Source organism: Aliiglaciecola sp. M165, from assembly GCF_007197995.1.
Taxonomy (GTDB): domain Bacteria; phylum Pseudomonadota; class Gammaproteobacteria; order Enterobacterales; family Alteromonadaceae; genus Aliiglaciecola.
Window position 1 is genome coordinate 368,117 of record NZ_VKKH01000001.1, and the last position, 16,010, is coordinate 384,126.

At 43.5% G+C, this 16,010-nt stretch carries 12 protein-coding genes; 5 read left to right on the forward strand and 7 right to left on the reverse strand.

The genetic code is table 11. The features are described 5' to 3' along the window. Positions 1-2: 2 nt before the first annotated feature. From FM019_RS01615 to FM019_RS01625, 3 genes are all read right to left on the reverse strand, one after another. On the reverse strand, positions 3-1,853 hold the full coding sequence (locus FM019_RS01615; protein WP_143834136.1) for a Mu transposase C-terminal domain-containing protein: 1,851 nt from the start codon (positions 1,851-1,853) through the stop codon (positions 3-5). Then, on the reverse strand, positions 1,853-2,479 hold the full coding sequence (locus FM019_RS01620; protein ID WP_143834137.1) for a TnsA endonuclease N-terminal domain-containing protein: 627 nt from the start codon (positions 2,477-2,479) through the stop codon (positions 1,853-1,855). The genes FM019_RS01615 and FM019_RS01620 overlap by 1 nt, the downstream gene beginning before the upstream one ends. A 132-nt stretch (positions 2,480-2,611) precedes the next feature. Then, a complete protein-coding gene (locus FM019_RS01625; protein WP_143834138.1) occupies positions 2,612-3,124 on the reverse strand; it encodes a thioesterase family protein in 513 nt (170 codons plus the stop codon). A gap of 119 nt (positions 3,125-3,243) precedes the next feature. Here FM019_RS01625 and recQ point away from each other — a divergent pair, with 119 nt between their 5' ends. Beyond that, positions 3,244-5,055 carry a DNA helicase RecQ gene (recQ, locus tag FM019_RS01630; protein ID WP_143834268.1) on the forward strand — a complete coding sequence of 604 codons (1,812 nt, stop codon included), beginning with the start codon at positions 3,244-3,246 and terminating at the stop codon, positions 5,053-5,055. 31 nt (positions 5,056-5,086) lie between these two features. Here recQ and FM019_RS01635 read toward each other — a convergent pair whose 3' ends face one another. Together FM019_RS01635 and FM019_RS01640 are read right to left on the reverse strand one after the other, a co-directional pair. Beyond that, positions 5,087-5,749 (reverse strand): glutathione S-transferase, encoded by a 663-nt coding sequence (locus FM019_RS01635; protein ID WP_143834139.1) that lies wholly within the window; start codon positions 5,747-5,749, stop codon positions 5,087-5,089. A gap of 116 nt (positions 5,750-5,865) precedes the next feature. Continuing rightward, positions 5,866-6,189: a c-type cytochrome gene (locus FM019_RS01640; protein ID WP_143834140.1), complete on the reverse strand. Its 324-nt coding sequence runs from the start codon at positions 6,187-6,189 to the stop codon at positions 5,866-5,868. Positions 6,190-6,327: 138 nt separating this feature from the next. Here FM019_RS01640 and FM019_RS01645 point away from each other — a divergent pair, with 138 nt between their 5' ends. The 4 genes from FM019_RS01645 (at position 6,328) to ribA (ending at position 11,676) form a co-directional block, all read left to right on the forward strand. After that, positions 6,328-7,764, forward strand: a complete 1,437-nt coding sequence (locus FM019_RS01645) for a YdiU family protein (RefSeq protein WP_143834141.1) — start codon at positions 6,328-6,330, stop codon at positions 7,762-7,764. Continuing rightward, positions 7,752-8,060 (forward strand): hypothetical protein, encoded by a 309-nt coding sequence (locus FM019_RS01650; protein ID WP_143834142.1) that lies wholly within the window; start codon positions 7,752-7,754, stop codon positions 8,058-8,060. The genes FM019_RS01645 and FM019_RS01650 overlap by 13 nt, the downstream gene beginning before the upstream one ends. A gap of 40 nt (positions 8,061-8,100) precedes the next feature. Continuing rightward, complete coding sequence (locus tag FM019_RS01655; protein ID WP_143834143.1) at positions 8,101-10,962, forward strand: EAL domain-containing protein; 2,862 nt, start codon at positions 8,101-8,103, stop codon at positions 10,960-10,962. 75 nt (positions 10,963-11,037) lie between these two features. Continuing rightward, positions 11,038-11,676, forward strand: coding sequence for a GTP cyclohydrolase II (gene ribA / locus FM019_RS01660; RefSeq protein ID WP_143834144.1), 639 nt, complete (start codon positions 11,038-11,040; stop codon positions 11,674-11,676). 42 nt (positions 11,677-11,718) lie between these two features. Here the strand turns inward: ribA and FM019_RS01665 are convergent, their stop codons facing one another. Together FM019_RS01665 and FM019_RS01670 are read right to left on the reverse strand one after the other, a co-directional pair. Then, positions 11,719-14,889 (reverse strand): efflux RND transporter permease subunit, encoded by a 3,171-nt coding sequence (locus FM019_RS01665; RefSeq protein ID WP_143834145.1) that lies wholly within the window; start codon positions 14,887-14,889, stop codon positions 11,719-11,721. 14 nt (positions 14,890-14,903) lie between these two features. Continuing rightward, positions 14,904-16,010, reverse strand: coding sequence for an efflux RND transporter periplasmic adaptor subunit (locus FM019_RS01670; RefSeq protein ID WP_143834146.1), 1,107 nt, complete (start codon positions 16,008-16,010; stop codon positions 14,904-14,906).

Below are 16,010 nucleotides of genomic sequence, written 5' to 3' on the forward strand. Positions count from 1 at the left end.
AATCACTTCCTAACCTGACTAGATGTCCATTCGGAGATATCAACGTCTTCATCCCAACTTTCTTCTGAGAAAGGGATTTCTTTTTTTTCATTACGTTCAACGGTCTCGCTTGTATTTGGTGATGGCAGCTCCCGTCTGCGATCTGCTTCTAAATACCTCCCTGCTCGAACACGATTTGTCACACTGATCTTTTTACGTTTTCCAGTTGCCATCTCTGCCATGCAACCTTCCACTATATCGATAATTTCCGAACGTGCCTGGACTACATCTTGGTGGTTGTAATTCGCCTTGATAAATTCTTTTGTATATTTACGATGAAGATTGTGCTGCCAAAGAGTGAGTCCGTTCGCATAATCAAAATCAACGGCAGGCACAAAAAAATATTCTTTTTTGTCATTATCCAATACAACAATTCGACCCAAGTTATTAGGGTCTTGCTTGGCAATAACCCTATGGTCTCCATACCTTCCACGATAAGATGCCAGTCTGTCGCTATGATATCGAAGCTTGTCTTTGGTTATTCCTTCTTTACGTAGCTTAGGTTCAAACCTGCGCCCCAATTTAAAATCCAACTCATCTATCGAACCATTGTACGTGGCTGGAGGGAAAGATTGTGCCGCAACTGACCAGGACAAATTCGGCATATTTGTCCAACGCGCATTGGGGTCCTGTTGATAGTCGTCAATGATCCATTTATGTATTAGAAGGTTTATTTTAGAGAGCGAAATGACAGCATTTTTTTCAGGGTCATAGTCGTCCCGCTCGAAAATGTTGGGGAAAGTTTTCCCAGGGGGACTAGCTAATAAGCGAGAATTGACAGTTCCAAAGAAACGTTCCACAGAAGCTTTTAGGTAGGGCTTCTTAGTTGGGTTTTTGCCAACATGCATACCCAACTCTGCACACGCCACTTTAAAATCTTTGTCATCAAATTCTCGCCCATTATCTGTAACTAATAATTCGATTAGTCCCGAACATATCCATTCATTATTTACCTGAGGATAATTCTCTTTGACATAGCTTTTAGGCAATATTGCATTTTTTAGGGCGTGGCTTACTGAAACAAAACTGGGTGGTTCAAACCCTAAATAAAAACCCACTACCGACAAGCTGAAAGAATCTATCAACATCGTTAACCACGGGCGTCCCATAGGTATGAAATAGATATCGTCAATAACGAACAAGTCCAGTCTTGTGTGGTCAACTTCGACCCTTTCCAGAATTCTTGTTGTCTTTATTTTTTGGCCAATTGCTCGAAATTCATTATTGGCAGCGGTTAGCCCTTTTCTCGCTTTTATTTCCTCAAAAGGCGTAATTTTTCCCACTCTCAAGCGTAACGCTTCTGACGAAATACATTGCAACTGTGTGTCATTGCCTTTGTTGTATCTCAAGACCAAAGTTTCCAGAAAACGATGGCCCTCTGCAAGATTTGGTCTCTCTGCAGACATAATTCTCCCTATTGCTTCTGCTATTAGCGGCTCTAAAAGAGGATCCGCTTTGAAGTTCGAGTTTCCTTTCGTTATTTGCGGTACGAGAGCTACGATATCAAAATCAGAAGCTTTAAACAGTGACCACCATCTTGCCAACGTTCGCCAACTGGGGACATCATTGCCAAATTCCGTGACCAGATCAGGCAATAAGGGTGTGATAGTTTTTTCTGTGAAACTTCTGACTCCAGCTTTTAAAAGATATTTAATAAGATTTAGTCGATGTATTGCTTGATCACGTTGAATGGTAGTAAAAACAGAAAGCGCCCTAAAAGTTGCAGGCTCAGTTGGTTGCAACCCATCTGGCATTGAACAATTTTCTTCGACAACTAGATCGAAGAGTCCTGAAAACGTGTCTTCGGAAGCCATTACTTTGAACACCAAATAATCGAATCGGTACTGATAGGCATGTTCATGTCCAATTTCAGTAAATCCAGTGCAACCAGACTAAGGATATCCGGGAAAATTTCTCTGTAGTTCTGTCCCATCCTATGAATTAAATCCAGAATACTAAGCCGCTCAACGCGGCCTAGAATAGTTATAGCTTGATACTGCTGGTCGCTGAGATCATTTTCAGCAGAATGATAGCGATGCAAAATCTTAAGGTTATCAAGTAAGGGGTACACCCTAATGTTATTTTCTGTAATTAATTCAAGCCTTCCTCCCAAGGCTTCTGCAGCCACCTGCTTGGCCTTGAATTCAGATTTGAATATTTCTGACAATGTTTTTTTATAGAGTTTAACTTCATAAAAAGTAGATGGGAGTGTTTCAAGACGAGCAAGATAATCAGGTGTATAACTGCGGATTTTTCCGTCTAGCTCGTATTCAAAGCCTATGGGTTGAGATTCAAATTCGAGAACTTTAGCGGAATATTCGAAGTGAAAACAGGCATCAAACTCTAACGTGGATTCAACTTCAATGAAGTCATCCATTTTAAAACTGGCAAAGCGATGAATATTGTTCACCGCAGATTTGGTAAGTTTACGTTTTTTCATGTCTAGCGCTTTATTATTGTTGTAAACTTACTTAAAAGTAGTCTATTTTTTGAACTATGCCAAGGTATGCTTGTTGCTTATGTCAACGTATGCTTGGATTATGTCAAGGTATGCTTGGATCAACAGTGGGCACTAACCAATCATGTATGTCGCCGTGCCGAAAGCGATATGAACTCCTTTCTCGTTGTGTAATTCCATTCTGCAAACCGCGACTTTTTTACCTTTGCGGATCACTTCTGCTGTCGCAATAAATTCCGTCCCTTTACCAGGCCTGAGATAATCAACTCGCATATCGATGGTGCCGACATTGGGAAGGGCTTTTTGAAATTCTGCAATGGAAATAGATTCGTAATCTTTAATTGCGTACAAAATGGCCATCAAACCACCCACAGTATCCAAGATCGCTGCCGTCACGCCACCATGTAAGATTTTATGGATAGGGTTGCCCATGAGTTTGTTGTGCCAAGGTAGACGTATTTCTACTTTGTCGTGGCTCAGTTGATTGATTTCCAAGCCTAGTAGTTGATTAAAAGGCATGCGCTGGCTAAACAGCTGAGTAACATGTTCAGAAAGTGCAGCGGCACTGAGTCGAGTTTCGCTGTTGGTTTCTGTTGGTACAGTAGAATCCTGAATTTTTTGTGTCATAGTGAATGTAATTTGCTAAAAGTTTCATCCCGGTAGGCTGCTAGCATATACCAGCTGAGTCTATTTAGGTAAAATAGCGGTCTGATTGTTTATTGTTTGTGCAAGGAGAATACGTGTCATTGGCCCAAGCCAAATCTGTTGAAAATTCTGATCATGCACTCGATGCACTGCAACAGGTTTTTGGTTTCGATTCATTCAGAGACGGTCAAAAAGAAGTCATAGACACGATTGTCAGTGGTCGCGATGCGTTAGTGCTCATGCCAACAGGAGGCGGTAAGTCTCTGTGTTATCAGATCCCCGCGCTGATCATGCCTGGCATTACCGTGGTAGTGTCACCACTTATTTCATTGATGAAAGACCAGGTCGATGCGTTGACCGCGACAGGCGTGCCTGCAACCTTTATCAACTCCTCGATACCCAGAGAGCAACTATTGGGTATATATCGTAAGCTTCAAGATAGCCATTTTAAACTGTTATATGTTGCCCCAGAACGTCTGATGCAATTGGAGTTCATTGAACGTCTGCAAAGTTTGCAAGTGAATTTGATAGCTGTAGATGAAGCACACTGTGTGTCTCACTGGGGGCACGATTTTCGTCAGGATTATAGACACCTTGGCCAGTTAAAACATCATTTCCCTAATACACCTGTTGTTGGCTTGACCGCAACTGCTGATGTCGCTACCCGCGCAGACATTACTCAGCAACTCAATTTACAAAACCCTTTTATATTTCGTAGCAGCTTTGACAGACCCAATATTCGTTATGATCTGCTAGCAAAATACAGACCAGTGGACCAGCTCGTTCATCATGTAAAAAGTCAGGATGGCAGTGGGATCGTGTACTGTAATAGCAGAGCAAAGGTCGACGAACTTAGCTATAAACTGGCCAAGCAAGGCATCAACAGTGCTGGGTATCATGCCGGCATGGAACCAGAGATCCGCGAAAAAATTCAGCGCGACTTCATCAAAGACAATATTGATGTCATCGTCGCTACGGTTGCATTTGGAATGGGCATAAACAAATCAAATGTGCGCTACGTTGTCCATTATGATTTGCCCAGAAGTATCGAATCTTATTATCAGGAGACGGGCCGTGCTGGCCGTGATGGCATGCCCGCTCATGCTTTATTGTTATACAGTGAGAAAGATGCTGCGCGTATCAAACAATGGATTGAAATGGGGGAAAACCCTCAACGACACGACATCGAGTTACAAAAATTTGCCGCAATGGAAGCCTTTGCCGATGCGCAAACCTGTCGACGACAAGTGCTACTCAACTATTTTTCAGAATACAGTGGCGCCCATTGTGGAAACTGCGATATTTGTATTAATCCCCCAAAGCGGTTTGATGGCACCGTCGATGCGCAAAAGGTTTTATCTTGCGTTTATCGCATTGGGCAAAGCGCTAGTTCTCAATATGTGATCGACGTATTACGTGGAAAAAATCATAAACGCATTGTCGAACAACAGCACGATTCGCTCTCTACACATGGCATTGGAAAACAACAATCAGACGCTTTTTGGCACAACATCATTAGTCAGCTCATTCATCAAGGGTTGTTACGAATTGATATCACCCAGCATGCTTGTTTGAAATTGACGGAAGCGGCTCGTGCGGTTTTGAAAGGTGAAATGCCATTGAGTTTGGCGGTGCCACGATTAACTATCGATAACAAAAGGCCGTCTAAAGAAGATAAACGCATATACGACAGAGCCTTGTTTGCCAAGCTCAAGCATTTGCGCAAAACGATTGCACAGCAAGACGAAGTACCACCCTTTGTGGTATTTAGTGACGCGAGCTTAGCAGATATGGCTGAGCAGCTACCGCAAAACGATTCCGAGTTTCTGCAAGTCAGTGGGGTTGGTAATACCAAACTTGAACGTTACGGTGAACGATTCCTTAGCGCTATCAGTGAACATTTAGCCAACTAGTCTTTCGTTTTTCCCAGATTGAATGGGCGTGCTACGCGTAATCGTAGTCACCACCTTTGGCTAACGCGCGTTTGTAGCTGTCTAGTTGATGAATTCGTTGAACATATTCGGAAATCGCAGGTAATTGCGCACCTGCCCCTCTTGCAACTACAGCTTCTAACGGAAAACTCATCTGAAAATCTGCGCCACTTAGTTCATCACCGGCAAACCATTTATTGTTCTGTAGGTGTGTTTCGATAAACGACATGTTAGCTGCAGTAATGGGAGCGTAATAGCCTTCCATGACTTTGTCAGCAATTTTTTCAGCGAGCATTTTGACAAAAAACGGCTTAGCTTTTGTTTTCACTTTGTCAAAAACTAATTTAGCAACCATTGGCGGCATGAGTGAACCTTCGGCAAAGTGCAACCAGTAAGTATATTCACGCCTGGCTTGGCTGTGTTCTCCCGGCTTTAAGTGTTGTCCGTAGGTTTCAATTAAATACTCGATGATAGCTCCAGATTCAGCAACCGTTATATCGTTGTCGGTGATCACCGGCGATTTTCCAAGTGGATGAATCAGCTTTAGCGTTTTTGGCGCCAGGTTGGTCGTTGCATCACGTTTGTAGGGCTTTATTTCATAGTCGACGCCAAGTTCTTCAAGTAGCCAAAGTATACGTTGCGAGCGCGAGTTGTTGAGATGATGAACGACAATCATTGGAGTCCCGTTTATTTAACTGTAATAAAAGAGGTTACGTAACGAATTGAATATTAGATTGGAATTAATTTGTAAGGTGCCCGATTATTTTGGGCACCTTTGAAAAAGATACGTGATTAACCGGCAGGATTTAGGCCAGCATAGTATGCAGCTAGGTGTGCGATATCGTCATCACTTAAATTTGCTGCCATGGGTGCCATCACCATATTTTTTCTGTCACCATCGCGAAATGCTTTTAATTGCAGAACCAGATACTGCTCTTTCTGACCAGCTAAATTGGGATACATTGGGATCATTGAGATACCATTTGCACCATGGCAAGCAACACAGGTCGCTGACAGACCTTTGCCTTTAGCAGCGTCACCAGCGGCTAATGAAGATGCTGAGAAGCTTATTGCAGAAACGAAAGCGGAGAGAAGAACAGCTTTTTTAATTGTCATGATGTTGCCTCTTTTGAATAGGTTAATTGCAGTTTATACCAATAATATAACTGAACGAGATCACTTTTGCTTGGACACAAGTATTATTATTACGTCAGAATAAACTATACATTGGTGTAGTACTATACAGGTCGCAACGTGTTTTTTAATCATTCCTATGCAAAAGATCTTCAAGATCTAGTCTCCCCGGTCAAGGTTGCGCCTTTGTTTAATGCTAAGTTGCGGCTTTTTAATAAAACCTTAGCTCAAGAGATTAAATTTCCTGAACATTTACATCAGCCAGAATCGTTGATTTCGGCTCTGTTCAACCCCCAAAGCGAATTAAATCGTCACTCGATAGCACAAAAATATGGCGGTCATCAGTTTGGCAGTTGGAACCCTGAGCTAGGTGACGGTCGCGGATTATTGCTAGCGGAATTACGAACGTCAGAAAGTCGTAATGTTGATTTGCATTTAAAAGGTGCAGGTAAAACTCCCTACTCTCGCTTTGGAGACGGTCGAGCGGTTTTACGTTCAACCATCCGTGAATACCTTGCAAGCGAGGCACTTCATCATTTGGGAATTCCGACATCTCGGGCGTTGTGCCTGATTTCAAGCCAAGAACCTGTTTATCGAGAAAAGCAGGAGCATGGAGCTATGCTGATCCGAACTTGCCAAAGCCATTTGCGTTTTGGCCACTTCGAATATTTTTATCACAGCAAACAACCAGAAAAGTTGGAAAAACTTTTTCAATACACGTTAGCGAATCATTTTCCTCAGTGTCTTGAACAAAAGAATGCGCACCAAGCCATGCTGTCACAGATTGTCAACGATACTGCCGATCTTGTCGCAAAGTGGCAAAGTTTTGGGTTTTGCCATGGGGTAATGAATACCGACAACATGTCAATTCATGGTATCACGTTCGATTTTGGACCCTATGCGTTTCTCGATAACTTCGAACCTGGCTATATTTGCAATCATTCAGATCATCAAGGGCGTTATGCATTCGACCAACAACCGGGTGTAGCATTATGGAATTTAAATGCTCTGGCCCATGCATTTACGCCTTACATGAGTATTGATGAGATCAAAGAAACCTTAGGCGAATATGAACCCAGGTTGACCGAGCAATATGCAAAGTTAATGCGCAAAAAACTGGGCCTGCAACAAGAAAAGCAGGCGGATATGACATTAGTCAACCAATGGCTGTCACTGCTTGAAAACGACAAACGTGATTATACTGCTTCTTTTAGACTATTAAGCCAGGCTAATCTTAGTCAGCAAGATGTTATCGATCACTTTATTGGCAGGGAGGCGGCTGGCACCTGGTTTAAGCAGTATAGTCGGCGCTTAGAACTGGAAACCCAATCCTGTGAACAAAGAGCAATGTTAATGCGTGCCGCTAACCCGAAATATGTTTTAAGAAACTATCTTGCTCAAATCGCTATAGACAGAGCCGAAGAAGGGAATTTTGCGGAATGTGAGCGTTTACTGACAGTTTTACAATCGCCGTTTGAAGAACAACTAGAACACCAAGCATACGCAAAAACACCCCCGGATTGGGGCCAATCGATGGAAATATCATGCAGCAGTTGATGATTGGACAATGGCACCCCGTAGACAAAAATTTTCAAGCTCATATTGTAAGTCATCAAACACACTTCCCCAGTCAACAAGAATTTGTATCTTGGGTGAATCACAAGGTTGAGATGTCATCGCTTAAATTGATTGATTTAAGTACTGGCTCTGATCGTGCGCAAGCACACGTGGTTTTTAAAAAATCGGACTTTACGATATGTTTTGATGGCACTTGTGAAGCAATTTGGCTAGAACCGGTTGGCGGAATTCGACAAACAGATTTGGATAGCATCTTGGTTAAATTAACCCGTTAAGGTATGGTTTAATCCTGTGATGATTTAGGCGAAATTTGGATTGAAATTACAACGCATTATTCTGTTAATTTGTGGCTTGTTTTGGTCAACATTTAGTGCCGCGCAAAGTTCAGATATACGCGCTATTCAAATTACGGCTGAAACAGCGTATGTCAACTTGATCCCCCACATGCAAGCGCTACGAAGCGCTGAGCGCGATCAGCTTTCACAGATCCAATCGCTAACGCAGTGGCAACAGAAAACGGACACCATGCCCTTGAATAAGAAGCGAGCGCTATGGTTGAGGTTCTCGCTGGATCATCAAGACACTCAAGAAGGCAAGTTTTCTATCGTTATTGATAATCCATCAATTAATTATATTGATGCATATGTTCTTGATGAAAAAGACCGAATTCTCGAGTCTTTCCTGATTGGTGCTAAAAGACAAATTGAACCTGGCACCTACCAACACCGCAATTTTGTATTGCCTATAGACTTTTATGCTGATCAACAAAAGCAGGTTTACATCAGGATCCGAGATGATGGACCGACAGTTTTTTCTATTAGTCTATGGCGAGACACTTCATTAATTGCCCACGAACAATGGCATATGGCGTTTATTGGCGTAATAGGCGGTGCACTGGCCATTTTATTTTGTTATTTCCTTGTCACCTACATTATGCTTCGCAGCCCAGTGAGATTCTGGTTTGCGATTGCCAATTCCAGCTTACTACTCTTATTTCTCAATATCCAAGGGATCATCAGTCAGTTAACAGGCCTAGGAGCTTATTCTGCTCAACTAAATAGTCTGCTTGTGGCCATTACCATTTTTGCTGCGGCGAAAGTTTGTCATACCATGTTGGGAAAAGTGCCAGTTTACTGGCGTTTTATGTCTTATTTAATTGCCTTGGCGTTGATCATTATTGCGCCAATTTTCAACAGTTATTGGCAAATTGTACTTGGATCGGCGCTGATCGCTGCGGCGGTTTTATTGCAATTGCTTTTGGCGATTCTTTACCATAATCGCGACCACAGCATGCCAAATCGCTTATATGCCCTTGGCTGGCTTATTATTAGTGCAACGGCAATGTTAGATGTCAGTTTCTATTTGTCAGGCTCTGTAATAGACGCAGATTATGGCTTGTTGATGTCGTTTATTATTATGTTTGGTGTTCTGCTGATTGCAGTTGCAATAGAAAGTCATGAACAAGCAATACATCGTGCACTACAAGTCAGACAGCAAAGTGTCATCGACAACCTGCATCAATTTTATGACTTATTTAAAAATTCAGCTGAAGGACTCTATACGTCCAGTCTGGATGGAAAATTGGTTACCACAAACCCTGCCATGTGCCATCTGTTTGGCTACGAAAATGAAACACAGATGTTGCAGGAGATACAAGACACGTCACAGCTATATGCCAATCCCAGTGAGCGAGAGGACCTACTGAATGAAATATATCAGCATGGAATGCTACTCGGTAAAGAAGTTAAGGGGGTTCGAAGAGATGGAAGCGAATTTTGGTTTTGTCTGTCGGTTCAACTCACTCGAAACGAACATGAAGAGTATTTTTTCGGTTCGATTTTTGATGTTACCGAGAAAAAACAATCCAGTATCAGCCTGCAATATTTGGCAACCCATGATTCTTTGACAGGCGTGTACAATCGACGGGAATTTGAGCAAACCTTGCGCGAGGGTATTAGGCGTTGTCGTCAAATTAAACAGGATCTCACTTTACTTTACATGGACCTTGATCAATTTAAAGTGGTGAATGACACCTGTGGCCACAAAGCCGGTGACGCATTAATAAAACAACTATCACAATTGTTAAATGATGTCGTGATTAACAAAGGCCTGCTTGCTCGATTAGGGGGTGATGAGTTTGGAGTCATTATTGAAGGCGAGCATACTGACTCGGCATTCACCCTTGCCAATCAACTTCTGACGACCGTTAAGGAATTTCGATTCATTTGGGATAATCGAATATTTGCGATGGGGATCAGCATAGGCATGGCAAAGTGGCATGAAGATGTTGAAACCCCCGAGCAATTGATGAGTATGGCCGATGCCGCGTGTTACGTCGCAAAAGAGCAAGGTCGCAACAATATTCATATTTATTCCAGTGAAGATCAAAAGATGCAGCGTTATGAATCAGAGTTGCAATGGGTCTCGCAAATTAATCAAGCCTTAGAACACGATAGGTTTGTATTATATTATCAACACTACTACCCACTCTCACAGGTTGCCAACGGCTACCATTACGAAATTTTGCTCCGAATGTTGGACGCTGAAGATGCCGTAGTCCCACCGGCAGCATTTTTACCAGCAGCGGAGCGATATGGGCTGACCGCAGAAATCGACATTTGGGTAATATCGAACACTTTCAAATGGCTTTCAGAAAACCCTGAACATCTGGCCCAGCTACAACAATGCAACATTAATCTGAGTGGGCATTCATTGGCTGATAATGACCTAAAGCGAGAGGTATTGTTAGCGTTTGAAACATACAGCATTCCCTATGAGAAAATCTGTTTTGAGATAACAGAAAGTATGGCCATAGTGAAGATCGACGAGACTTTGCGATTCATCAACACTTTCAAAAAATTAGGATGTAGTTTTGCATTAGATGATTTTGGTAGTGGCTTTTCTTCTTACAGCTATTTAAAGAATTTACCCGTCAATTGTGTCAAAATAGATGGGAGCTTTGTCAGAGATTTACTAGCTGATCCTATCGACATGGCGATGGTTTGCTCGATGAAGGATGTGGCTAAGGCAATGTCTATGACAACGGTCGCAGAGTTCGTCGAATCGAAAGAGATTATGATCGAACTGGGCAAAATGGGTGTAGACTTTGCCCAAGGCTACGGCGTAGCTAAGCCAGCACCCCTATCTGAATTTGTTGCATGTAAAACTATTAATTGATCTTGTAAAACCTATCAACATGCCCATATTGAGTTTCTGCCCGCGAAAGAATAAACCTAAGGCGATTGAATATTAATGAGCGACGAAATTGAAAAGTATGAATATGTAAGCTCTGCCTTGCTACCCACTCGATTTGGCCAATTTACTATTCATGGCTTCGTAGAAACCGGAACAGAACAAGAACATGTCGCCCTTTCTTATGGGAAATGGAATGAAAACGATATCGTGCCGATTAGGATACACTCAGAATGCTTAACGGGTGATGCACTTTTTAGCACGCGCTGTGACTGTGGATTTCAGCTCGAAAAAGCACTGCAAAACATAGTCGAACAGGGCAAAGGGGTGCTTTTGTATTTGCGACAAGAAGGTCGCGGTATTGGCTTGTTAAATAAGATCCGCGCATACAAATTGCAGGACAGTGGTCTGGATACCGTTGAGGCCAACGAGCACCTTGGTTTTGATGCAGATCTACGTGATTACGGAATTTGCAAATTAATGCTCGACGTTCTTAAAGTAAACCGTGTTAATCTAATGACCAATAATCCTAAGAAACGTGCTGCCCTAGAAATCATGGGAGTTGACGTTGTGTCTCGCACTCCCATCGATCATGGTTTGACTGACGATAACCGTAATTATCTACGAACAAAAACGGAAAAATTGGGCCATCAATTTGACCCACATTTATTCAATCGCAAGGGCGATGATTTAAAGTAAGATAAGTTACCTGAACTCGGGATAAGTCGCGTCAATCAGATGCTATTCCCGTGCTTCTTTTAAAGGAACTTTGCCGTTCTCATCAAGTTTTTGGCCTTTAACCAACATTGAGAGTTTTCTGCACAGCACATAGAATACCGGTGTAAATATCAGTCCAAAAAACAACACACCTAACATACCACTGAACACCGCAACACCGAGCGCCTGCCGCATTTCGGCCCCTGCACCGCTTGCTATGACCAAGGGTACAACGCCTAAGATAAATGCAAATGAGGTCATTAATATTGGGCGCAAACGCAAGCTGGCAGCGTCGGAAGCAGCTTTATACAAAGGTTCACCTTCGTGTTCTTTTTGCCTGGCGAACTCTACGATCAAAATCGCATTTTTACTGGCAAGCCCCACCAGCACAATTAGCCCGACTTGGGTCAGAATATTGTTATCCATGCCAGCCAAAAACACCCCGGTAATTGCGCCAAGTAAACACATAGGCACAATTAAAATAACCGATAAGGGTAACGTCCAACTTTCATAAAGCGCAACCAACAATAAAAACACAAACACTACGGCAAATACAAACGCCAGAATCGCTGAGCTGCCCGCTTGTTTTTGTTGGTAAGCCAACTCAGTCCATTCATAGCTGATCCCATCTGGCAATATTTCAGCCGCGAGCCTTTCCATGGTCGCAATCGCTTCACCTGAACTGTAACCCGGTGAAGTATCACCTATTAAGTCTGCGGCAGGATAAAGATTATAACGAGGAACTCTAGATGGCCCGGAGCGATATTCGAAGGTCGCTACTGAGCTCAAGGGCACCATGTCGCCTTGATTGTTACGCACGCGGATCCTGCCAATATCGTCCGAGGACATTCTAAATGGCGCATCGGCCTGTGCAGTCACTCTGAAGGTCCGTCCTAAGTAATTAAAGTCGTTAACAAAAGAGCTGCCTAAATATATCTCTAGAGCACTAAACACTTCCGATACGGGGACCCCCAGTCTTTCCACACGCTCACGATCGATATCGGCATACAACTGTGGAGTGTTCGTTTCGAAAAAACTAAATACGGAGGTCGTTGCTGGCGCCTGATTTGCCGCCCCAGCCAACTCCCACATCGCCTGCTCTAGTACCGGTAAGCCACGGCCTCTGCGATCTTCTAACATCATCTTGAAACCACCGCCATTTCCAACGCCGCGCACTGACGGGGGTGGAATGACTACCACAAAGGCTTCTTTGATTTGCGCCATTTCACCGCGTACTGAGTTAACCAATTGATCAAATTCAATGCCTTTTGCAGCCCTGTCTTCAAAGGACGTCATTACTGGAAATATTGCTCCCGAATTTGACGCATTGGTGAATGTTGCTCCAGAAAAACCAGTAAAGCCCACTGAGTTTTCGATACCATCAATTTTCAATAGGCGCTCTACAGCCTCTTGCACCACCTTGTCTGTTCTTTCTAACGAAGCACCTGGTGGTAGTTGAATACCGACAATTAAATATCCCTGATCCTGAGCAGGAATGAAGCCTTGGGGCACCTTGGTAAAAAGAAAGCTGGTGAGTAACATTAATCCGACGTAAACAACAGACATGATCCCGCCCAAACGAACGAGCTTACAAACTAATTTTCCATAGCCACTAGCTGTAGCATCCATACCTTTATTGAACCCATTAACAAAAAAGCCTAGAGGTCCGCTGCCTTTTTTCTGCTCATCATGAGGTTTAAACAAGAGTGCCGCCAGCGCTGGGCTCAATATTAATGAAACGACAACAGAAATCATTGTCGCTACCGCAATGGTTATGCCAAATTGGCTATAAAATTGACCTGAAATCCCCCCGACAAATGCGGTGGGCAAAAACACAGCTACTAAGACTAATCCCATGGCCACCAGCGCCCCGCCAACTTCAGTCATCGTCTGTCGGGCCGCGGCAAATGGTTTCATCCCTTGAGCTAACAGCCTTTCCATGTTTTCCACCACAACAATCGCATCATCAACAACAATCCCAATGGCCAAAACGAGGCCAAATAGGGTGAGATTATTTAGCGAGAAACCTAAAGCACTCATGACCGCAAAGGTACCCACCAAAGAAATTGGAATGGCGAGAATGGGAATAATTGCAGCACGCCAATTCTGCAAAAACAGTAAAATCACCAATACAACCAGCGCTACCGCTTCGTATATAGTGACTTCGACGGCAGTAATCGACTCAGCAATGAATTCCGTGGGATTGTAAGCAATGTCGTAAGCTAAGTCTGGAGGAAAAGACTCAGCTAAGGTTTTCATTGTCGCTTGAATATTTGCAGCGGTTTCCAAAGCATTGGAGCCCGGGCGCTGAAAAATGGGTAATGCGACGGCTTTTTTGTCACCTAAATACCCACGAGTAGCATAGCTTTCAGCACCTAACTCGACTCGGCCAACATCTTTTAAACGAACAATGCGGCCGTCGGTATTTTTAATAATGACGTTGGCAAATTGCTCAGGTTCTATCAATCTACCCTGAGTTTGGACACTTAGTTCAAATGCCGTTTGACCATTTTCGACGGGTGCCTGATTCAAGATACCACTGGCTACCTGAATGTTTTGTCCGCGCAAGGCACCGATCACTTCTGAAGCGGTCATATCAATAGACGCAATCAGATCAGGATCTAACCAGATGCGCATAGAGTACTGACTGGCACCAAACACCAGAATATCTCCAACACCGTCGATGCGGGTTAGCTGGTCTTTTATTTGTAGCGTCACATAGTTGGCGATGTAAGTCTGATCATAAGTACCGTTGGGCGAAAACATGTTGACCACCATCATGAGATCAGGCGAGTTCTTTTTGGTGGTGATGCCAAGGCGTCTGACGGTTTCCGGTAATCGTGGCTCAGCGATGGCTACGCGATTTTGCACCTGAACCTGCGCTGTATCGAGATCGGTACCCAATTTGAACGTGACGGTAATGGTGACTCTGCCATCTGCAGTCGACTGTGATGACATGTAAAGCATATTCTCAATGCCATTGATTTCTTGTTCCAAAGGCGTTGCTACAGTTTTTGCGGCGATGTCCGCATTGGCACCGGGATAGGTTGCTGCAACCTGGATCGTCGGCGGTGCAATTTCCGGATATTGCTCAATCGGCAAAGTAAAATAGGCGAGGCCACCAATAATCAGGGTAATAATTGCCAGCACCGACGCAAATTTGGGTCGGTCGATAAAAAAGTGCGAAAAATTCATCTTATTTCTCCCACCTAAAGGCTAAACTGTTCGCGAATATCCACCTCAACAGGCTCTGCAGGCATCCCTGGACGGATACGCATTAAGCCGTTAACAATGATTCTATCGTTTGGTGCTAGCCCCGCTTCAATAACCCTCAACTCTGGCGTGTATAACTCACCAAGGGTAATGAATTTTCTACCTACTTGGTTTTCTTCATTTAGTGTGTAAACAAACTTGCGCGATTGGTCAGTACCAATCACCGCGTCAGGAATAAGCAGTGCCTCGACGTTTTCTCTCGCTAACAAACGCACTCGCCCAAAAATCCCCGGCAATAAAAACCCATCATCGTTTTCCAAAATCGCCCGAGCTAAAATTGTACCCGTGCTGCGTTCGACACGGTTGTCGACAAAATCCATCACACCCTCATGTGCATATTCAGTTTCATCCTGTAATTTAATTTTTACTGGATTTGGGGCAGTTCGCGAGCTCTCACGTTGAGCGGATTGGCTTAGACGCATGTATTTGAGCAACGCCCCCTCACCGGCGTCAAAATAAAAGTGGATGGGATCAATGGATACAACAGTAGTTAAAAGGGTTGCGTTGTTGGCCGAACCGTTGACTAAATTTCCAATATTGACTAAATCTCGAGAGACTAGGCCGTCTATTGGCGATTTAACTTCAGTGAATTCCATTTCTAATTTTGCGTTTTCGTAGCTGGCGCGGGCGTTTTCAAATTCGTTTAAGCGACGGTCAACTTCTTCCTGCGAAATCGAGTTTTTGCGACGCAAGTCATTGCCACGGTCAAGTTCTTTCTTGGCTAAATCAAACCTGGACTTGGCGCTTCGCAAAGCGATTTCAAAAGGTCTTTGATCGATCACAAATAACACATCGCCTTTGGCAACCGTTTGACCGTCTTTGAAATTAACCTTGTCCAGATAGCCACTTACCCGAGCACGGATCTCAACTTCTTCTACTGCACCAAAACGCCCGGTATATTCGTCCCATTGGGTGATAACCGAAGTGATTGGCGTACTCACATCCACCTGCGGAGCTTGCATTTGAGGCTGTGTTTGCTGCTGTTCGGAGCAAGCTGATAATGTGATCACCGAAATGAGTAACGCTGTATGAACTAGACGCAT